The 18,748-nt window shown below is 74.1% G+C and carries 21 protein-coding genes; 7 read left to right on the top strand and 14 right to left on the bottom strand.

Going from position 1 to position 18,748, the window contains the following annotated elements; all coding sequences use genetic code 11:
* Positions 1-162 precede the first annotated feature (162 nt).
* The 4 genes from IF06_RS0109370 to thrS all read right to left on the bottom strand — a co-directional run bounded on the left by IF06_RS0109370 (position 163) and on the right by thrS (position 4,737).
* On the bottom strand, positions 163-1,164 hold the full coding sequence (locus IF06_RS0109370) for an aldo/keto reductase (protein WP_052166144.1): 1,002 nt from the start codon (positions 1,162-1,164) through the stop codon (positions 163-165).
* Positions 1,165-1,427: 263 nt separating this feature from the next.
* Positions 1,428-2,051, bottom strand: a complete 624-nt coding sequence (locus tag IF06_RS0109375; protein WP_030270303.1) for a CG0192-related protein — start codon at positions 2,049-2,051, stop codon at positions 1,428-1,430.
* A 32-nt stretch (positions 2,052-2,083) separates the two neighbouring features.
* Entirely contained in the window at positions 2,084-2,644 is a 561-nt protein-coding gene (locus tag IF06_RS0109380) for an HIT family protein (protein WP_013285426.1), read from the bottom strand.
* 74 nt (positions 2,645-2,718) lie between these two features.
* Positions 2,719-4,737 (bottom strand): threonine--tRNA ligase, encoded by a 2,019-nt coding sequence (thrS, locus tag IF06_RS0109385; protein ID WP_030270305.1) that lies wholly within the window; start codon positions 4,735-4,737, stop codon positions 2,719-2,721.
* 203 nt (positions 4,738-4,940) lie between these two features.
* Between thrS and IF06_RS34720 the strand changes: the two genes are divergently transcribed.
* Positions 4,941-5,888 carry a DUF1775 domain-containing protein gene (locus IF06_RS34720; RefSeq protein ID WP_013285424.1) on the top strand — a complete coding sequence of 316 codons (948 nt, stop codon included), beginning with the start codon at positions 4,941-4,943 and terminating at the stop codon, positions 5,886-5,888.
* Between the two features lie 110 nt (positions 5,889-5,998).
* Here IF06_RS34720 and IF06_RS0109395 read toward each other — a convergent pair whose 3' ends face one another.
* On the bottom strand, positions 5,999-6,928 hold the full coding sequence (locus IF06_RS0109395; protein WP_013285423.1) for an ADP-ribosylglycohydrolase family protein: 930 nt from the start codon (positions 6,926-6,928) through the stop codon (positions 5,999-6,001).
* A gap of 73 nt (positions 6,929-7,001) precedes the next feature.
* Here IF06_RS0109395 and IF06_RS0109400 point away from each other — a divergent pair, with 73 nt between their 5' ends.
* Both IF06_RS0109400 and IF06_RS0109405 read left to right on the top strand, forming a co-directional pair.
* Positions 7,002-7,691 (top strand): response regulator transcription factor, encoded by a 690-nt coding sequence (locus tag IF06_RS0109400; RefSeq protein WP_013285422.1) that lies wholly within the window; start codon positions 7,002-7,004, stop codon positions 7,689-7,691.
* Between the two features lie 29 nt (positions 7,692-7,720).
* Positions 7,721-9,112 (top strand): HAMP domain-containing sensor histidine kinase, encoded by a 1,392-nt coding sequence (locus IF06_RS0109405; protein WP_030270308.1) that lies wholly within the window; start codon positions 7,721-7,723, stop codon positions 9,110-9,112.
* Between the two features lie 460 nt (positions 9,113-9,572).
* Here the strand turns inward: IF06_RS0109405 and IF06_RS0109410 are convergent, their stop codons facing one another.
* Both IF06_RS0109410 and IF06_RS0109415 read right to left on the bottom strand, forming a co-directional pair.
* Positions 9,573-10,598, bottom strand: a complete 1,026-nt coding sequence (locus IF06_RS0109410) for an adenosine deaminase (protein ID WP_013285420.1) — start codon at positions 10,596-10,598, stop codon at positions 9,573-9,575.
* Entirely contained in the window at positions 10,595-11,386 is a 792-nt protein-coding gene (locus IF06_RS0109415; RefSeq protein WP_013285419.1) for a trans-aconitate 2-methyltransferase, read from the bottom strand. Before IF06_RS0109415 ends, IF06_RS0109410 begins: the two co-directional genes overlap by 4 nt.
* Before the next feature lie 84 nt (positions 11,387-11,470).
* On the opposite strand from IF06_RS0109415, the gene IF06_RS0109420 reads away from it, so the two are divergent.
* Positions 11,471-12,454 carry an aldo/keto reductase gene (locus tag IF06_RS0109420; RefSeq protein ID WP_013285418.1) on the top strand — a complete coding sequence of 328 codons (984 nt, stop codon included), beginning with the start codon at positions 11,471-11,473 and terminating at the stop codon, positions 12,452-12,454.
* An 82-nt stretch (positions 12,455-12,536) separates the two neighbouring features.
* Positions 12,537-12,728 (top strand): hypothetical protein, encoded by a 192-nt coding sequence (locus tag IF06_RS0109425; RefSeq protein WP_013285417.1) that lies wholly within the window; start codon positions 12,537-12,539, stop codon positions 12,726-12,728.
* Positions 12,729-12,809: 81 nt separating this feature from the next.
* On the opposite strand, the gene IF06_RS0109430 is transcribed toward IF06_RS0109425, so the two are convergent.
* The 7 genes from IF06_RS0109430 to IF06_RS0109460 form a co-directional block, all read right to left on the bottom strand.
* Entirely contained in the window at positions 12,810-13,013 is a 204-nt protein-coding gene (locus IF06_RS0109430; protein WP_007075740.1) for a cold-shock protein, read from the bottom strand.
* Positions 13,014-13,300: 287 nt separating this feature from the next.
* Entirely contained in the window at positions 13,301-13,573 is a 273-nt protein-coding gene (locus IF06_RS0109435) for a DUF4235 domain-containing protein (protein WP_013285416.1), read from the bottom strand.
* A complete protein-coding gene (locus tag IF06_RS0109440) occupies positions 13,570-13,911 on the bottom strand; it encodes a DUF3618 domain-containing protein (protein ID WP_013285415.1) in 342 nt (113 codons plus the stop codon). Before IF06_RS0109440 ends, IF06_RS0109435 begins: the two co-directional genes overlap by 4 nt.
* Positions 13,908-14,342 carry a phage holin family protein gene (locus IF06_RS0109445; protein WP_013285414.1) on the bottom strand — a complete coding sequence of 145 codons (435 nt, stop codon included), beginning with the start codon at positions 14,340-14,342 and terminating at the stop codon, positions 13,908-13,910. The genes IF06_RS0109440 and IF06_RS0109445 overlap by 4 nt, the downstream gene beginning before the upstream one ends.
* A 241-nt stretch (positions 14,343-14,583) precedes the next feature.
* Entirely contained in the window at positions 14,584-15,780 is a 1,197-nt protein-coding gene (locus IF06_RS0109450) for a mechanosensitive ion channel family protein (protein ID WP_013474842.1), read from the bottom strand.
* A 77-nt stretch (positions 15,781-15,857) separates the two neighbouring features.
* Positions 15,858-16,679: a DUF1206 domain-containing protein gene (locus tag IF06_RS0109455; protein WP_013285412.1), complete on the bottom strand. Its 822-nt coding sequence runs from the start codon at positions 16,677-16,679 to the stop codon at positions 15,858-15,860.
* A gap of 65 nt (positions 16,680-16,744) precedes the next feature.
* Complete coding sequence (locus IF06_RS0109460; RefSeq protein ID WP_013285411.1) at positions 16,745-17,104, bottom strand: hypothetical protein; 360 nt, start codon at positions 17,102-17,104, stop codon at positions 16,745-16,747.
* A gap of 99 nt (positions 17,105-17,203) precedes the next feature.
* Between IF06_RS0109460 and IF06_RS0109465 the strand changes: the two genes are divergently transcribed.
* Positions 17,204-18,430, top strand: coding sequence for a cysteine desulfurase-like protein (locus IF06_RS0109465; RefSeq protein WP_030270313.1), 1,227 nt, complete (start codon positions 17,204-17,206; stop codon positions 18,428-18,430).
* The gene (locus IF06_RS0109470; protein ID WP_030270315.1) at positions 18,427-18,714 is read left to right on the top strand and encodes a GNAT family N-acetyltransferase; all 288 of its coding nucleotides are present in this window, start codon (positions 18,427-18,429) and stop codon (positions 18,712-18,714) included. The genes IF06_RS0109465 and IF06_RS0109470 overlap by 4 nt, the downstream gene beginning before the upstream one ends.
* Positions 18,715-18,748: the final 34 nt, after the last annotated feature.

The following is an 18,748-nucleotide window of genomic DNA, read 5'->3' on the forward strand; positions in this document are numbered from 1 at the left end:
CTCTACCGGCTCCCCACCCGCGCCCGCCCGCCCTCGCCCTCCCCCGCGATCTTGCACTTGCGGCCCCCGCAAAGGGGGCATTCCCGACAACATGCGGGCCACAACTGCAAGATCGCCGCCGACGAGGGCGGGGTGGCGGAGCGGGTGGCGCGGGAGGCTCGGTCAGGGGCGGACGGCGGGAACCGGGGGCATCGGCCAGTGGGGGCGATCGGCGTCCCGGAGCGCGGCCGAGCGTACCGCCGCCAGTTGCCGCTCCACCTCGGCGAACTGGTCCGGGGCGAGCGGGCCCCGGGCCAGCGCGGCCGCGTTCTCCTCGACCTGCGCGACGGTACGGGCACCGGGGATCGGCACGGCCCGGTCGCTGCGCGCCCAGATCCACCCGATCGCCCCCTGGGCCAGGGTGCGTCCGTCGGCGGTCAGCGCGTCGCGCACGGCGGCGACCCGGCGCAGCCACTCCGGGGCGGGCCGGCCGCTGCGGAACCACTCCAGCCAGGTCGGCCCGAGTCCGCGTACGTCGTCGCGGGGCAGCGTGGACTCCGGCGTGTACTTGCCGGTGAGCAGACCCATCCCGAGCGGCCCCCGGGCGAGGCCGGCCAGGTCGTGCTTGTCGCAGGCGTCGAGCATGGCCGGGGCGTCCCGGAGCACCGACAGCGCGTGCTGCACGGCGGCGGCGCCGCGGGCGACCTGCGCGAAGGCGGCGGCCCGGTCGGCCCGGTCGGTGCTCCACCCGTACGCCCGGATCAGGCCGGCGTCGACCAGGTCGTCGAGCGTGCCGATGAGCGCCTCGGCCCGGGGCAGCGGCAGGTCGCCCAGGTGCAGTTGGTAGAGGTCGATGCGGTCGGTGCCCAGCCGGCGCAGCGAGCCGGTGACCGCCCGGCGCAGGTAGTGCGGCGAGGCGTTCTCGCCGGTGGCCTGCCGGGTCCGCTCGTCGAACGTGTAACCGAACTTCGTGGCGATCACCGCCTCGTCACGCCGGCCGGCGAGCGCCCGGCCGAGCACCCGCTCGCCGTGCCCGGCGCCGTACGTGTCGGCGGTGTCGAACAGGGTGACGCCGAGGTCGAGCGCGCGGCGGACGGCGCGTACCGACTCGTCGTCGTCGACCCGGCCCCAGCCCAGCGGCCGGGCACCCTCGGCCCACGGGCCGCCGATCGCCCAGCACCCCATGCCGAGGGCGCTCACCTCGATGCCGCTGCGCCCCAACTGTCGCGTGTCGACTGCCACCGCCGCATCCTGTCACCTTCCCGGCGTACACGGGCCGATTCCTGACCCCTGAGCAGGGTCGCGGTCACGCCGCGTGACGCCCGGCGGTGCACGGTCGTGGTGAACGCGATATGCCTCAGAGTCATGAATATGCCTCTGAGGCATATCGGTCCGCTGTCGTCCCTTCGATCCGGCTCCGATGAGGAACGCCGCCGCCCGGCGAGCCGTCAGCGCGCGTACGCCAGCAGCACCGGCTCGTCCTGACCCGGCCAGGCGCCGGCGAGGCCGCCCGCCTCCGGCACGTCGGCCGGTACGGGCCGCCGGACCACCGCCAGCTCGACGTCCCCCACCCGGACCACCGTCACGCCGCCGTCACCCGGACCTGCCGAAACCGGACCCGTCGGCACCGGACGGGCGGTACGGCTGCCGGTCAGCGTCATGCTCACCGGGCGCACCTCGCGCTTCCCGTCGACCTCGAAGTACTCCTCGGCCTGACCGGCGTCGGCGAGCACGGCGGCGGCCAGCAGCGGCGCGTACACCGGGTCGCCGCAGGCGTCGTACGCCCAGCGGCGGCCGAGGACCGAGTGCTCGATGACGCCCACCAGGTGCTCGTCCGCCCCGGCCAGCGGCGCGCCCCGGTAGGTCAGCGGCACCTGGAGCACCGGGCCGTCACCGGCGCGCACGAGCAGCGTCTCGATGCCGACCTCGCCGGCCGGGTCGTCGAACCGGTACGCCGCGACGCGGGTGACCGGCGCGCCGGCCTCGCCGGCGAACCACTGCCGGCCGGGCAGCCAGCCGGCGAGCAGCTCCAGTTTCGAGGGGCGCAGTTCCGCGCGGTGCAGGAGAGCCATGCGCGAGATCGTACTGTCGGGGCGGGCCCCCGTCAGGCCGCCGCCCACGCCTTGGCGAGCAGCTCCCGGGTGTCGGCGAGCAGTTGCGGCAGCACCTTCGTCCGGCCGATCACCGGCATGAAGTTGGCGTCGCCGCCCCAGCGCGGCACCACGTGCTGGTGCAGGTGCGCGGCGATGCCCGCGCCCGCCACGCCACCCTGGTTCATGCCAAGGTTGAAGCCGTGCGCGCTGGAGACGTGCCGGACCACCCGCATGGCGGCCTTGGTGAACGCGGCCAGCTCGACCGTCTCCGGCTCGTCCAGCTCGGTGTAGTCGGCCACGTGCCGGTAGGGGCAGACCAGCAGGTGCCCCGGGTTGTACGGGTAGAGGTTGAGCACAGCGAAGACGTGCTCGCCGCGGGCGACCACCAGGCTCTCCTCGGCCGGCAGGCCGGGCGCGAGGCAGAACGGGCAGCCGGCCGGCTTCTCGTAGCCGCCCTCGGGACGGTCCTCGCCGGAGATGTAGGTCATCCGGTGCGGCGTCCAGAGCCGGTCCAGCCCGTCCGCCAGACCGTCGTCGCCGCCGTACCCGGTGTGCCGCTCCGCCCCTGTCACACAGGCGATCCTACGATCCGGGCCGGGTCGCCGCCGAACCGCGCCGCCGCCCGGCGGCGCGGTCGGCGGAGCGTCTACTCGGCGGCGGTGGCGGTGGGGCCGGCGTTGGTACGCGACTCCACCACCTCGCGGACGTGCGCCACCGCCTCGTCGACCGGCACGCCGTTGCGCTGCGAGCCGTCCCGGTAGCGGAACGAGACGGTGCCGGCGGCCACGTCGTCGTCACCGGCGATCACCATGAACGGGATCTTCTGCTGCTGCGCGTTGCGGATCTTCTTCTGCATCCGGTCGTCGCCCAGGTCGACCTCGGCCCGGATGCCGTGCCGGCGCAGCGTCGCGGCGAAGTCGACCAGGTAGTCGCCGTGCTCGTCGCGGATCGGGATGCCGACCACCTGCACCGGCGCCAGCCAGGCCGGGAACGCGCCCGCGTAGTGCTCGGTGAGCACGCCGATGAACCGCTCGATCGACCCGAACTTGGCGCAGTGGATCATCACCGGCTGCTGCCGGGTGCCGTCGGCGGCCTGGTATTCCAGCCCGAAGCCCTTGGGCTGGTTGAAGTCGTACTGGATGGTCGACATCTGCCAGGTCCGGCCGATCGCGTCCTTGGCCTGCACGGAGATCTTCGGGCCGTAGAACGCCGCGCCGCCCGGGTCCGGCACCAGTTCCAGGCCGGTCTCCAGCGCGCACTGCTCCAGTACGGCGGTCGCGGTCGCCCAGTCCTCGTCGGAGCCGACGAACTTGTCCGGCTTCGACTCGTCGCGGGTCGACAGCTCCAGGTAGAAGTCGTCGATGCCGAAGTCGCGCAGCAGGCTGAGCACGAAGCCGAGCAGGTGCTTGATCTCGGACGGCGCCTGCTCGCGGGTGCAGTAGGAGTGTGAGTCGTCCTGGGTGAAGCCGCGTACCCGGGTCAGGCCGTGGATCACGCCCGACTTTTCGTACCGGTAGACCGTCCCGAACTCGAACAGGCGGATCGGCAGCTGCCGGTAGGACCGCCCGCGCGACCGGTAGATCAGGTTGTGCATCGGGCAGTTCATGGCCTTGAGGTAGTAGTCGCTGCCCTCCATCTCCATGGGCGGGAACATCGTGTCCTTGTAGTAGGGCAGGTGTCCCGAGGTGTGGAAGAGACCTTCCTTGGAGATGTGCGGCGTGCCGACGTAGTCGAAGCCCTCCTCGACGTGCCGCGCCCGGACGTAGTCCTCCATCACCCGCTTGAGCACGCCGCCCTTGGGGTGGAAGACCGGCAGGCCGGACCCGATCTCGTCGGGGAAGCTGAACAGGTCGAGGTCCGCGCCGAGCTTGCGGTGGTCGCGGCGGGCGGCCTCCTCCAGAAGCTTCAGGTACGCCTTGAGCTCGTCCCGGGTCGGCCACGCGGTGCCGTACACGCGCTGGAGCTGCGGGTTCTTCTCCGAACCGCGCCAGTACGCGGCGGCCGAGCGCATCAGCTTGAACGCGCCGATCAGCCGGGTGTTCGGCAGGTGCGGGCCCCGGCACAGGTCCGACCAGCAGACCTTGTCCTCGTTCGCGGCGAGGTTGTCGTAGATGGTCAGCTCGCCGCCGCCCACCTCCATCACCTCGGAGGAGTCCAGCCCCTCCCCCTTGACCTCGATCAGCTCCAGCTTGTACGGCTCGGCGGCCAGCTCGGACCGCGCCTCGTCCAGGTCGGCGAACCGGCGGCGGCGGAACCGCTGGCCGGACTTGACGATCTCCTGCATGCGCTTCTCGAGCTTGGTCAGGTCGTCCGGCTGGAACGGCTTGTCGACGCCGAAGTCGTAGTAGAAGCCGTTCTCGATCGGCGGGCCGATGCCGAGCTTCGCGTCCGGGAAGACGTCCTGCACGGCCTGGGCCAGCACGTGGGCGGTGGAGTGGCGCAGCACGTTCAGCCCGTCCGGGCTGTCCAGCGTGACCGGCTCGACCGCGACGTCCTCGGCCGGGCGCCAGTCCAGGTCACGCAGCTGGCCCTGCGGATCGCGGACCACCACGATCGCCTTCGGCCCGCTCATCGGCAGGCCGGCCGCGGCCACCGCGTCGGCCGCCGTGGTCCCGGCGGCGACGACGACGGGGTCGGCCACGACGGGGGTACGGGGTGCGGACACGGTGACTCCTGTCGTCGACGGTACTGGTGGGCCGGTGACCGGCCCCTGCGATGCTATCGGTCGCCCGGACCCGGACCGCCGCCGACGCCGGTGCCCGTCCTCGGCGAGTTCCGTGCCGTGTTGAACCTTTTCGCCCCGCCGCCCGAACTACCAGGTGGGGCCGGAGCCGGTGCCGACCCCAGCCGAGAAGGATGGGGACGACCATGAGGATGATCCGTCAGGGCCGGTGGGCGGCTGCGCTGCTGGCGGCCGTACTCGCCGGGACGGTGGGCTGGCCGGGCGCGGCGAACGCGGCCGGGGTGACCGTCACGACCTCGCCCGCCCAGGTACGCCAGGGCGACGCGATCGAACTGTCGGTGCTGGTCCCGGCGGACAAGCCCGGCACCCGGACCACCCGGATCGAGCTGACCATGCCCGCGGACGCCCCGATCGGCGAGGTGTACCCGCTGTCGGTGCCGGACTGGGCGCCGACCATCACGACCCGCACGCTCGACCAGCCGGTCCCCGGCATGCACGCGGCCGAACTGAACCAGGTGACCCACTCGGTGAGCTGGCTGCGGATGCCCGGCACCGGCACCGGGGCGGCCCGGCTGCCGCTGGGCATGGGACCGATGCCCGCCACCGACCGGCTCACGTTCACCGTGACGCAGACGTACGACGACGGCACTGTGGTCCGATGGGCGGACCCGGCGGGTGGCGCGCACCCCGCGCCGACGCTCGACCTGCTGCCGCCGCTGCCGGGCACCGTGACGCACGACGGCGGCGCCGGTACGAACGGCGGCGCGCACGGCGGTCACGGCGCCGCGGGTGCCCCCGGCGATGCCGGTGGGGCGCAGGGCGGCGCACCGGGCGGCACGGCACCGGCGGCCGGTGCGGCGGACGACGGGCCGAGCGCGGACCTGCTGCTCGGCGGCGGCCTGCTCGCCGGGCTGGCCGGTGGCGCGGCGATCGGCTGGCTGCTCAGCCGCCGCCGGCGCGACACCATGACCCTCCCGCCCGACGACAGCCCTTCCCCCGACGAGCCCGCCGCCACCGGACGCCCGGACACGGACCCCCGCTCCGGCTCCCCCGAGCCGGCCCCCGCCCCCGCCGCCGACGTCCCCGCGACCGTCGAGCCCGTCCCCGCTGGTGGTGCGCGCCGGAACGCATGATCGACTCCACCTCGCCGAGGTGGCTGCATCCCTCCGCCGCCGACCCCGCCACTTCCCCGAACCGGCGCGCGCACCCACGACCACCACGGCCGGCGAGGGAGGGCGGGCGGTCAGGCGGGAGTGGGGAGCCAGGTGGGGAGCGGCTCGCGGGCGGTCAGCCAGCCCTCCGGCACGCCGCCCGGCGCGCCCACCCCGGTGTACGCGGCAACGATCCCGCCCACGATCGCGGCTGTGGTGTCCACGTCGCCGCCCGCCTCGACGCAGGCGCGGATCGCGGCGGGGTAGTCGTGCAGCAGCGTGGCGGCGACCCACAGCGTGAACGGCACGGTGTCCTGCGCGGTGACCCGGGAGCCGTTGCCGAGCGCGTCGGCCGCCTCGGCGGCGGAGTGACCGAGCAGCGCGGCGGCCCGGCGTACGCCCCGGTGCACCTCACCGGCCGGGTCGAGCGCCCCGGCGACGGCGGTGAGCAGCCGGGCCGGGTCGGGGCGGCCGCCGTCGAGGCGGGCGCGGGCGGCGAGCGCGGCGGCGACCGCGACCGCCACCGCACCGGCGACGCCCTCCGGGTGGGCGTGTGTCACCTCGGCGGAGGCGCGGGCCTGCTCGGCGGCGCGGCGGGTGGAATCGGCGTGCCAGGCGCCGAGCGGCGCGACACGCATGGCGGCGCCGTTGCCGCAGGAGCCCTGCCCGTCGAACGCGGACGCGGCGGCCACCGGCCAGGGCGTGCCGGTGCGGATCAGCCGCAGCACCGTCACCGCGCCCGGCCCGTACCCCCGGTACGGCTCGCAGCGCTGCGCGAACGCCAGCGCCAGCCGGTCCCGGTCGATGCGGCCGTCGGCGGCCAGCTCGGCCACCACCGAGCACGCCATCTCGGTGTCGTCGGTCCACTCCCACGGCGGCGCGGGCAGCCGCCCGGCGGCGAGGTCGTCCGGGTGCCGGCCGGGGACGAAGAACTGGGAGCCGAGGGCGTCGCCCACCGACAGGCCGGCCAGCGCGTCGCGGGCGAGCGTGAGGCGGGTGTCGGGGAAGAGCGTGAACGTCATCGCCGTCCCAGCTTGCCCGGTTGGCCGGACCGCCGCAACGCGACCGGCTTGCCACGCCGAGTACGGTGCTGACGTGGCAACCGTCCTGCTGGTCGAAGACGACCACGTCGTGCGCGGCGCCATGCTGCGGTCGCTGACCGACCGCGGGCACGCGGTGCACGCGGTCGGCACCGCGCTGGACGCACTGCGCCGGGTCGCCGCGGAGACGCCGGACCTGGTGGTGCTCGACCTCGGCCTGCCCGACCTGGACGGCTCGGACGCGCTGCGCATGCTGCGCGGCATCACCGATGTGCCGATCATCATCGCCACCGCCCGCGACGACGAGCAGTCGGTGGTACGGCTCCTGCGCGCCGGGGCGGACGACTACATGGTCAAGCCGTTCACCGGGGCGCACCTGGACGCCCGGATCACCACTGTGCTGCGGCGGGCCGGCCGGGCCAGCCGTACCGTCGCGCCGGCCGTGCACACGGTCGGCGGCCTGCGGGTGGACGTGGGCGAGCGCAGCGCGGTGCTGGACGGGGAGGCGCTGGCCCTGACCCGCAAGGAATTCGACCTGCTGGCGTATCTCGCCGCGCGTCCCGGCCGGGTAGTGTCCCGGCGGGAACTCTTGGAGGAGGTATGGCGGCAGCCATCGGTCGGCGAGGACCAGACCATCGACGTTCACCTGTACTGGCTCCGCCGCAAAATGGGCGAGTCCGCGGCGAAGCCGCGCTACCTGCGCACCGTGCGGGGGGTCGGCTTCCGGCTGGTGGCGCCGGACTGAGGTTCAGCCTCGCCGGGCTCACCGCGGGGCTGTGCGGCCTGATCGCGCTCGCCTTCCTCGTCCCGCTCGGGCTCACCCTCGCCGACCGCACCCGGGAGGCGGAACTGGCCGACGCCGCCCGCCGGGCCGCGCTGGTGACCGGCGCGCTGGCGGTCAGCACGGACACCGCGACGATCGAACGGGCGGTGGCCGCCGCGGCCGGCGACGATCCGGCCATGCGGCCGGTCGTGCACGGCATCGGCGCTGACGAGTCGGCCGGCCGCGCGAACCCGCAGGTGCTCGCCGACGCCGCCGCGCAGCGGCGGTCGGTGGTGACCGAGGTGGACGGCGGGGTGCTGCGGCTGGACCCGGTGGTGCTGGGTGACCGGGTCGCCGTGGTGGAGGTCTTCGTCCCCGACGAGGTGCTCGACTCCGGCGGCGGCGGGCGGTGGCTGCTGCTGCTCGCGATCGGCCTGGCGCTGGTCGGCGCGGCGGTCGCCGTGGTCGACCGGGTGGCGGCCCGGGCCGTGGACGCCACCGGCGACCTGGTCAAGGCGGCGCTCGCGGTGGGTGACGGCGAGCTGGGGGTACGGGTCGAGCCGACCGGCCCGCGTGAGCTGGCCGAGGCCGGGCACGCGTTCAACCGGATGACGGAACGACTGGTGGCGCTGCGCGCCGACGAGCACGAACTGGTCGCCGACCTGTCGCACCGGCTGCGTACGCCGCTGACCGCGCTGCGGCTGGACGCCGAGGCGCTGGAGTCCGACGACACGAGCATCGGCACGTTCAGCGAGGCGGAGCTGGACCGGCGGCGCGGCATCCGGCGTATCCGGCAGGCGATCGTCACGCTGGAGGGCGAGGTCGACCAGCTCATCAAGACGACCCGCAAGGCGGTCGCCCAGGAGTCGGCGCCGGCGTCGTGCGACGTGAGCGAGGTGGTCCGGGACCGGATGGTCTTCTGGTCGGCGCTGGCGGGTGACCAGAACCGGCCGCACCGGGTGGTCGGTGCGCAGTTGCGGATCCCGGCGCCGGTGCCCCGCGCCGAGCTGGCCGCCGCGCTGGACGCGGTGATCGGCAACGTGTTCCGGTACACGCCGCAGGGCACCGCGTTCGAGGTGGCGGTGAGCCGCCGGGACGGCTGGGTGGCGATCCGCATCGACGACGCCGGGGCCGGCATCGCCGACCCGGACCGGGCGTTGCGCCGGGGCGAGAGCGACAAGGGCTCCACCGGGCTCGGGCTGGACATCGCCAAGCGGGTCGCGTTGCAGGCGAACGGTTCGGTGAGCATCGACCGGGCCCGGCTCGGCGGGGCGAGTGTGGTGATGCTGCTGGCCGACCCGGACGCGGCGCCCCGGCCGGTGAACCGGTTCGGGCTGGTCGGGCGGATGGCCCGGGAGGCACGCGAGCCGCGTCCGGGGCGGCGCTGGCCGCGCCCGCGCTGACCGCTGACTGTGTACGGGCGCAAGTTCTCCTTAAAGGTGGTTTAACGACGGCCGGAAAACCGGCGTGAACTGCCAGGATCGCTGACAGAACCCATCAGTTCCGTCGGCCGGGACGCCCCGTAAGACCTTCCGGCCGACGGATCATGCGCGCGGCGGGAGTCCGGTCCCCCCACACCTCGCTCCCGTCGCGCGCGCTCTCCCGTCGATCCCGGGCGCGAGGTGACCGTCATGCCACCGGCCGTCAGTCGTCTGCTCCGCTGGGCCGCCGTCATCGGCCTGGGCATCGCACTCACGCTCGCGGTCTGGCAGGACCCGGTGCTCGCGCACGGTCCCGTCCGGCCCGTGCCCGTCGCTCCCGGTCCCACTGCCGCGCTCGCCGCGCTGGCGCTGTCCGGGCTGATGCTGACCGCGCGGCGCCGGCCGCCTCGGGGATCGCGACGACCGGCACCGGTACGGCCGCTCAGCGTGCCGCGCTCGCCAGGTACGCGTCGATCTCGGCGGTGATCCGGGCCTGCTCGGCCGGCGTCAGGAACGCCGCGGCCACCGCCTCCCGGGCCAGCGCGGCCACCCCGTCCGGGCCGAGCCGCAGCAGCCGGGCGGCCACCGCGTACTCGTCGTTGAGCGTGGTGCCGAACATCGGCGGGTCGTCGGAGTTGATGCTGACCGGCACGCCGGCCTCGACCAGCAGCGGCAGCGGGTGCGCGTCCAGGCTGGGCACGGCGCGGGTGCGCACGTTGGACGTCGGCGAGATCTCCAGCGGGATCCGCCGCTCGGCGAGGTGGGTCAGCAGCGCCGGGTCCTGCGCGGCGGAGATGCCGTGGCCGATCCGCTCGGCGCCCAGTTCGCGCAGCGCGTCCCAGATCGTCTCCGGGCCGGTGGTCTCGCCGGCGTGCGGCACCGAACGCAGCCCGGCCGCCCGCGCCTGGTCGAACCACGGCTTGAACTGCGGCCGGGGCACCCCGATCTCGGGGCCGCCGAGGCCGAAGCTGATCAGCCCGTCCGGTCGTTCGTCGAGTGCGATCCGCAGCGTCTGCTCGGCGGCGGGCAGGCCGGCCTCGCCGGGGATGTCGAAGCACCAGCGCAGCGCGATGCCGAAGTCGGCCTCGGCGCGCTTGCGGGCGTCCTCGATCGCCTCGCAGAACGCCGGCGCCGGGATGCCACGGTTGACGTGCGAGTACGGCGTGACGGTCAGCTCGGCGTAGCGGACCTGCTGGCGGGCCAGTTCCCGGGCGACCTCGTGGGTGAGCAGCCAGACGTCGTCGGCGTCGCGGATCAGGTCCACGACGCTGAGGTAGACCTCGATGAAGTGGGCGAAGTCGCGGAACGCGAAGTAGTCGGCGAGCGCCTCCGGGTCGGCCGGGACCGGGCTGCGCCCCTCGTGCCGGGCGGCCAGCTCGGCGACGATCCGGGGCGAGGCCGAGCCGACGTGGTGCACGTGCAGCTCCACCTTTGGTAGTCCGGCGATGAAGGTGGGCAGGTCGGTCACGAGTTCTCCTCTGCGCGGGCGCCGGTGCGGGCCACCATGAAGATCCGGCGGAACGGGAAGTACACCTGACCCTGCCGCACCGGGTACGCCTGCGCGAGCCGTACCCCCAGCTCGGCGCGGAAGGCGGCCCAGCCGGCGGCGTCCAGCGCGGCGCGGACCGGGCGCAGCGCGGTGCCCTCCATCCAGGCCAGCACCGGGTGGTCGGCGCCGGTGGCGGGCAGCAGATGCACGTACGTAGTCTCCCAGGCGTCGACCGCGCAGCCCGCGCCGGTCAGCAGCGTGGCGTAGCCGACGGGCTCGTCGACGGGGGCCTCGCGCAGCTTCCCGGCGAGCGCGTCGCGCCACCGGTCCCGGGCGGCGACGGAGCGCAGCAGCCGGTGCGACGGCGCGTCGAAGTTGCCGGGGACCTGGAACGCCATCCAGGCGCCGGCCGGCAGCGCGGCCGCCCAGCGGCGGAGCAGGTCGCGGTGTTCCGGCACCCACTGGAGCACGGCGTTGCCGACCAGCACGTCCACGTCGGGCTCCGGCCGCCAGTCGCGGACGTCGGCGACGGCGTACGTGACCGGTCCGCCCTCGGCGGTCGCGCGCTCGATCATCTCCGGGGAGGAGTCCAGGCCGGTGACCCGGCTGCCGGGCCAGCGGGCGGCGAGCGTGGCGGTGAGGGTGCCGGGGCCGCAGCCGAGGTCGACCACGGCGCGCGGGTGCTCGTCGCCGACGCGGGCCAGCAGGTCGTGGAACGGCCGGGAGCGCTCGTCGCCGTAGCGCAGGTAGGTGCGCGGATCCCACATGACAGCCTCCAAACCGTACGTACGTCTTGTTAGACCGTACGGCCCGGCGCGCGCCACGGCAAGCCGCTCACTAGGCTCGACCGGGTGGAACAGCGCAGCTTCGACCGGCTCGGCCGGCACGTCGGCATCATCGGACTCGGCGCGTGGCAGCTCGGCGCGGACTGGGGCGAGGTCAGCGAGGACGCGGCGCTCGCCGTACTGGCCGCCGCCGTCGACGCGGGCGTCACCTTCCTGGACACCGCCGACGTGTACGGCGACGGCCGCAGCGAGGCCCTGATCGGCCGGTTCCTGCGCTCCCGCCCCGGACACGGGCTCACCGTGGCCACCAAGATGGGCCGCCGGGTCGAGCAGACGCCGGAGGCGTACACCCTCGACAACTTCCGGGCCTGGACCGACAGGTCCCGGGCCAACCTCGGCGTCGACACGCTCGACCTGGTGCAGCTGCACTGCCCGCCCACCGCCGTCTTCGCCGACGACCGGGTCTTCGACGCGCTCGACACCCTCGTCGCCGAGGGACGCGTGGCCGGGTACGGCGTCAGCGTGGAGACCTGCGACCAGGCGCTCACCGCCATCGCCCGGCCCGGTGTGGCGAGCGTGCAGATCATCCTCAACGCGGTCCGGCACAAGCCGCTGGAGCGGGTGCTGCCCGCCGCCGCTGCCGCCGGGGTCGGGATCATCGCCCGGGTGCCGCTGGCGAGCGGCCTGCTCTCCGGCCGGTACGACGAGAACACCACGTTCCCGGCGAACGACCACCGCACGTTCAACCGGCACGGCGAGTCGTTCGACGTGGGCGAGACGTTCTCCGGCGTGGACTACGACAGCGGCCTGGAGGCGGTACGCCGGCTCGCGCCGCTGGTCGGCGAGGACCGCACGATGGCACAGTTCGCGCTGCGGTGGGTTCTCGACCAGCCCGGCGTCACTGTGGTGATCCCCGGCGCCCGCTCCCCCGAGCAGGCGCGGCGCAACGCCGAGGCGGCCGGGCAGCCGGCACTGACCGAAGTGGAGCTGGCCGCGGTGCGGGCCACCTACGACGAGCTGATCCGCCCGCAGGTGCACGACCGGTGGTGAGCCGGCCGTCCGGCGCGGCGTCGCCGGGCACCCGCGGCGGCGGGCATGCTGGAGCGGGACTGTCGTCGTCGGAGGGGGAACGATGAGGGGTTGGTTCCGGCTCACCCTGGGGCTGCTCGCCGTGGTGCTCGGTGCGCTGTGGACGGTGCTGGGCCTCGGGTACGTCGAGGGCAGCATCATGAGCGACCAGCGGATCTGGGCGCTGGTCGGCCCGGTGCTGGTCCTGTTCGGACTGGCCGGGCTCTGGTGGGGCATGCGGGCGCGACGCCGCTGAGGCACCGGGTAAGGCGAAGCCCCGCCTCCCGTGCGGGATGCGGGGCTTCCGGCACCGGCCGGCGCGGCCGGTGCGGTCAGCTCAGATGGGGCGGACCTGCTCGGCCTGCGGACCCTTCTGACCCTGGGCGATCTCGAACTCCACCCGCTGGTTCTCCTCCAGCGTGCGGTAGCCGCTGGTCTGGATGGCCGAGAAGTGGACGAACACGTCAGCACCCCCGCCGTCGACGGTGATGAAGCCGAAGCCCTTGTCAGCGTTGAACCACTTCACGGTTCCCTGCGCCATGTGTATCTCCTTCTAAAACTGGCGGCCGAGCACGCCGTGCGGCCGATTGGCCGTTTTCGAGCAGCGGCGCCTGAGGCGGCCCCCAATGCAGGAGACTTCTCTCAACCCACGCGTCTCTCAACAGCGTGAGACAGCAAACCACGTACGCAAAAACTTCGCACAGCCTAGCGGACGAAATTCTCCGACATGTGACCTGAAGGTCGTGCGGACGGCGCTGCGCGGCCCGCCGGAGCCATGCGAAAGGCCCCTTTCCCGCGCTCGGGAAAGGGGCCTTTCCGGCCTTTTCGTCAGTCCGGCCAGCGACCGGTCAGACGGCGTACGCCCACCGCCCCGCCCCTGTCGACGGCGGCCCGCACCACCGAGAAGATGGCCCCCTGCAGGGCCGCGGCGGCCAGCACCTCGCCCCAGCGGCGGTCCTCGTCGGTGGCGCTCGGCGCCTCGCCGTCGCCCGCCGTCACCTTCCAGACCTGACGGAAGATCGCCCCGGCGACGGCACCGGCGGCCAGGCCGAGCAGCACCCCCACCGGCTTGTACGCCGCCTTGCCGACCCTGCCACTCACCTGCGCCTCCCTCGGACGATCACCAGCACCACCGCGGTCACCAGCGCGCCGGCCGCGATGGCCGCCCACGGCAACGGGTTGCGCCCGACCGCCTCACCCTTCTCGTACGCCTGCGCCCGGACCAGCCGGGCCCGCTCCGCCGCCCGCCCGCGCACCCGGGCCGCGGTCAGCGACGCCTGCTCCCGCATCCGCGCCTTCGCCGCCTCGGCGGAGTGCCGCACCAGCGCCTTCGGATCGGCCCTGGCCGCGAGCAGCTCCATCGTCTCACCGAGCTCCACCCGGGTCCGGCGGATCTCCTCCCGGAGCGCCGCCACGTCCCCGGTCCCGTTACCGGTCATGCCCGCCTCCCGTCCTTCACCGCGGCGGTGACCGTGTCGACGTCCGCCCGAACGCTGCGGACCGCCGCCTGGGGCACCGGCGGGACGGCACGGCTGACCTGCTTCTTGCCCACCAGCGCCAGGATCCCGGCGAGCAGGAACAGCGCCACCGCCACGATCAGGGCGGCCAGCCACGCCGGCATGACAAGCGCCAGCAGCAGGATCACGGTGGCGACCAGGGCGCCGGCGCCGTAGAGCGCCATCACCCCGCCGCCGCCGAACAGACCGATCCCGATCCCGGCGTGCTTGCCCTTCTGGGTCAGCTCCGCACGGGCCAGGGCCAGCTCGTCCCGCACCAGGCGGGTGACCTGCTCGGTGGCGCGCTGTACCAGTTCGGCGGTGGACGGCTCGCTCCCGGTCCGCGACGTGCTGCGACTCGCGACGTCAGCCATGCTGTCCTCCTTTCGTCATCACCGCGCTGTATGCCCGGAGTCGCCGCCCGTCAATCCTGCGCGGAGCAGCCGGTCCGCCCGGCCGCGCGCCGCCGGAACCCGGTGCCGGGCACCGGATCCGGGGCGTGCGCACCACGTCCCCCGCAGCGGCCCGGCCAAACCCGCCCGGCCGGAAAGCCGCTCGTACGCGCCGAACCCCCGGCGCCGTGGGCGGCCGGGGGCTCCGATCGGGGGTACGGGGTCAGCGACGTGCCTCGGCGTGCTCCTCCCGGCCCACGAACACCTCGCTGCGGGCCTCGCCGTCGTCGCTGCCGCCGAAGACACGCGCGTCGTCGGGCGCCTCGGTGCCGGTCGGGCGGCGTACCGGGCGGCGCGGCTGCACCGCCTGCCAGGGCAGCGGGCCGGTGGCCTCGCCGACCTCGGCGCGCAGCCGGGGCAGGGCGGTCGGGCGCTGGTCGCGTACCCAGGTCACCAGGTGCTCGCGGACCAGGCACCGCAGGTCCCACAGGCTGCCCGCGTCGGCGGCGCTGACCAGCGCGCGGACCTTGACCATGCCGCCGGTCGCGTCGGTCACCTGGAGCACGCAGACCCGGCCGTCCCACAGCTCCGTGCCCTCGCACAGGCGGCGCAACTCCTCCCGCATCGCCTGCACCGGAATCGACCAGTCCAGCTCGAACTCTGCGGTGCCGAGCACCGCCGCCTCGGTCCGGGTCCAGTTCTGGAACGGCCGGCTGGTGAAGTACGAGGTGGGCAGGATCAGCCGGCGGTCGTCCCAGATCTGCACCACCACGTAGCTGAGCGTCAGCTCCTCGATCCGGCCCCACTCCCCCTCGACCACCACCACGTCGTCCAGGCGTACCGCGTCGCTGAACGCGAGCTGGAGACCGGCGAAGACGTTGGCGAGCAGGCTCTGCGCGGCCAGCGCGGCGACCGCGGCGATCACACCGGCGGAGGTCAGCACACCGGCGCCGACCCCGCGTACGGCCGGGAACGTCATCAGCATCACGCCGACCGTGAGGATCACGATCACCGCGATGGTGAGCCGGCGCAGCAGCACCACCTGCGTGCGCACCCGGCGGGCGTGCCTGTTGTTCGGCACGTCGACCCGGAACCGGGCCAGCGCGGTGTCCTCCGCCACCACCAGCAGCGAGGCCACCAGCCATGCGGTGGCGGCGATCGTCGCGAGCACCAGCGTGTGCAGGACGAACTGCCGCCACGGGCTGCCGACCGCGTACGCGGTGGTGAACCGGACCGCGAACTGCACCGCGGCCACGGTGAGGGCGAGCTGGAACGCGCGGTGCGCGTGCTCGGTCAGCTCGGTCATCAGCAGCGAGCGGCGGCCGAGGCGGCGGATGACGCGGTGCACCACCTGGGCCAGCACCAACGCGATCGCCGCCGCGGCGAGCGCGGCGGCGACTGTCACGACATAACTCTGCACGAACTCTCTCTCCCTCCGACCGGGCGGGAATCGGGCAAAGGCCCAATGGTGCCCGGCGGCCCGGGTATCGACCAGGATCAGACCTTGCGGTACCGGGACTGGAAGAAGCAGTAGACACCGAACGCGGCGATGCCGAGCGCCATGAGCGCCAGCAGCCACGGCCCGTACGACTGGTCGCGCAGCGTCCGCAGCGCGGCGTCGAGGCCACGCGCCTTCTCCGGGTCGTAGTTCACAGCGGCGACCACGATCAGCAGGCCGGCGATGGCGAACACGGCGCCCCGGGAGGCGTACCCGGCCATGCCGAGCCGACGGGTGAGCTGGCGGGTCTTCGGGCTCATCTCGCCGGTCTTGAGGTTGCGCTCGAACTTCTTCTTCAGGCCGTAGACGACCATGCCGATGCCGAGCGCGGCGAGCGCGAGCCCGGCCAGGCCGACCAGCCACCGGCCGCCGTCGGAGGCCATCAGCTTCTCGGAGAGCTGCTGCTGCTGGTCGGAGGCGTTGGAGCTGGCGTCCTGGAAGACCTTGATCGCGGTCCAGCCCAGCCAGACGAACACGACGACCCGGACCACCGAGGCGATCCGTTCGAACAGTCGTTCCTTGCCCGTCCTGGACACGTGGCCGGAGATCGCCTCGAAGGCCTGCCAGATCGCCATGGCGAACAGGCCGACCGCCATCGCGATCAGGAGGAACTTCCCGAGCGGCTGTTCACCGAGAGTGCGCAGCGCGCCGTTCTGGTTTCCCTCCTCGCCCGAGTTCCCGAAGGCGATCTGCAGCGCCAGCCAGGCGAGGAGCAGGTGCACGATTCCGTATCCGATGAAGCCGGCACGGGTCAACAGTTCGAGCCACCGGCTGTTTCGAGCCTGGGCGGCGGTGGCTCCGGCGTTCCGGGTGAGAGACATGAGCCCTCAATCTCCCGGCGGGCGATTTTCCAAACGTCGCCGCCCGCCGGGACGGCCGAAACCGATCAGGCGCTGAGGTCGCGGGCGACCCGCACCACCACCTGCTGATCGTTGACGCTGTCCAGGCTGACCTGGAAGCCGGCGACCTCGGTGGCCTGCTGGCCCACTGTGAGCGAGAGCTGTTCCCCGGCGACCTCGACGGTGACCTGGTCGCCTTCGGCGCCGATCAGCTTCGCCTCGACGCCGAGGATCCGGGCGCTGGCCTCCACGCCGCGGTCGAAGGTGATCGTGCAGGCGTCCAGACCGCAGTCGGTCTCGGCGCCTTCGGAGCTGCATCCGGCGAGCAGTGCGGCGCCGAGGGCGAGACCGGCGAGCAGACCGGCGGCGCGACGGGCGGGGGCGGAGGTGGCGCGTCGGATCGTCACCCGTCCAAGGATAGGCGGCGAACGCCACAGCGGCCTCGCGGGCGAGCGCGGGACGGCCACGCCGGGCAGGGCGTCCGGGGTGCGCGCTAGGGTGCCGGAATGGCTTTCGACGTCGCCCGGGTCCGGGCCGCCTACCCTGCCCTGGGCGAGGGATTCGTCCACTTCGACGGTGCCGGGGGCACCCAGACCGCCGCCGCCGTCGTCGAGGCGGTGGCCGGGGCGATGCGCGCCGCGACGGGCAACCGCAGCACCGCCTTCCTGCCCGGGCGCCGGGCGCTGGATCTGGTCGCCGGGGCGCGGGCCGCGGTCGCCGACCTGCTCGGCGCGCAGCCGTCGGGCGTGGTGCTCGGGCCGAGCGCGACAGCGCTGACGTACACGCTGGCCCGGACGCTCGGCGCCGGCTGGCGTCCGGGCGACGAGGTGGTCGTCTCCCGCCTGGACCACGACGCGAACGTCCGCCCGTGGGTGCAGGCCGCGCAGTCGTCCGGCGCCACCGTGCGCTGGGCCGAGTTCGACCCGGCGACCGGTGAGCTGCCCGCCGGTCAGTACGCCGACCTGGTCACCGAGCGCACCCGGCTGGTCGCGGTGACCGCCGGCAGCAACGCGATCGGCACCGTGCCGGACGTGGCGGCGATCGCCAAGACCGCGCACGCCGCCGGCGCGCTGGTGTGCGTGGACGGCGTGCACTCGGTGCCGCACGGCCCGACCGACCTGGCGTCGCTCGGCGCGGACTTCCTGGTGACCAGCGCCTACAAGTGGTCCGGGCCGCACCTGGCGGCGATGGTCGCCGACCCGGCGCGCTGGGAGGCGCTGCGCCCGGCGAAGCTCGTGCCCTCCGCCGACGCGGTGCCGGACCGGTTCGAGTACGGCACGCCGAGCTTCCCGCTGCTGGCCGGGGTGACGGCCGCGGTGGACCACCTGGCCGGCCTGGACCCGGAGGCGACCGGCGACCGGCGGGAGCGGGTACGCGCCGGTCTGGCAGCCGCGCAGGCGCACGAGGAGGCGGTCTTCGACCGGCTGCTCGCCGGGCTGGCCGACCGCCCGTTCGTGACCGTGTACGGCGCACCGGCGCGGCGCTGCCCGACCGTGTCGTTCCGGGTGGCCGGCCTGGCCCCGGCGCAGACGGCTGCGGCGCTGGGCGAGGCGGACCTGTGCCTGTCGCACGGCGACTACTACGCCCACGAGTACTTCGAGGGCATGGGCCTGCGGGGCAGCGGCGGGGCCGTGCGGGCCAGCGTCTACCACTACAACACCGCCGACGAGGTGGACCGGCTGCTGGCCGAACTGGACCGGCTGGCCGGGCCCGAGGGGAGAATGATCCGGTGAGCTTTCTGGTCGAGGAGAACACCGCCGCGCGCCGCTTCGAGATCCTGGTGGACGACGCGCTGGCCGGGTTCACCGCGTACACGCTCCGGGGCGAGACGCTCGTGTTCACGCACACCGAGGTCGACGACCGGTTCCAGGGTCAGGGCGTCGGGGCCGCGCTGGTCCGGGGCGCGCTGGACCAGGTCCGCGCCCGGGGCGGCCGGATCGTGCCGCAGTGCCCGTTCGTGGCCTCGTTCATCGAGCGCCACCCGGAGTACGCCGACCTGGTGGCAGACAAGCCGTGAGGCCCGGTCCGGCCGGGGGACCTCCCCACCCGGC

It is taken from the genome of Micromonospora globosa, assembly GCF_000717585.1.
Classification (GTDB): Bacteria; Actinomycetota; Actinomycetes; order Mycobacteriales; family Micromonosporaceae; genus Micromonospora; species Micromonospora aurantiaca.

What these genes read in the sequence shown, in the direction of transcription:
- IF06_RS34720 (WP_013285424.1), top strand. Translation starts at nt 4,941, where the DNA reads ATGAGGATGATCCGTCAGGGCCGGTGGGCGGCTGCGCTGCTGGCGGCC.
- IF06_RS0109395 (WP_013285423.1), bottom strand. Translation starts at nt 6,928, where the DNA reads ATGACGTTCACGCTCTTCCCCGACACCCGCCTCACGCTCGCCCGCGAC.
- IF06_RS0109430 (WP_007075740.1), bottom strand. Translation starts at nt 13,013, where the DNA reads ATGGCGCAGGGAACCGTGAAGTGGTTCAACGCTGACAAGGGCTTCGGC.
- IF06_RS0109415 (WP_013285419.1), bottom strand. Translation starts at nt 11,386, where the DNA reads ATGTGGGATCCGCGCACCTACCTGCGCTACGGCGACGAGCGCTCCCGG.
- IF06_RS0109370 (WP_052166144.1), bottom strand. Translation starts at nt 1,164, where the DNA reads ATGGGGTGCTGGGCGATCGGCGGCCCGTGGGCCGAGGGTGCCCGGCCG.
- IF06_RS0109445 (WP_013285414.1), bottom strand. Translation starts at nt 14,342, where the DNA reads ATGGCTGACGTCGCGAGTCGCAGCACGTCGCGGACCGGGAGCGAGCCG.
- IF06_RS0109375 (WP_030270303.1), bottom strand. Translation starts at nt 2,051, where the DNA reads ATGGCTCTCCTGCACCGCGCGGAACTGCGCCCCTCGAAACTGGAGCTG.
- IF06_RS0109465 (WP_030270313.1), top strand. Translation starts at nt 17,204, where the DNA reads ATGGCTTTCGACGTCGCCCGGGTCCGGGCCGCCTACCCTGCCCTGGGC.
- IF06_RS0109440 (WP_013285415.1), bottom strand. Translation starts at nt 13,911, where the DNA reads ATGACCGGTAACGGGACCGGGGACGTGGCGGCGCTCCGGGAGGAGATC.
- IF06_RS0109455 (WP_013285412.1), bottom strand. Translation starts at nt 16,679, where the DNA reads ATGTCTCTCACCCGGAACGCCGGAGCCACCGCCGCCCAGGCTCGAAAC.
- IF06_RS0109425 (WP_013285417.1), top strand. Translation starts at nt 12,537, where the DNA reads ATGAGGGGTTGGTTCCGGCTCACCCTGGGGCTGCTCGCCGTGGTGCTC.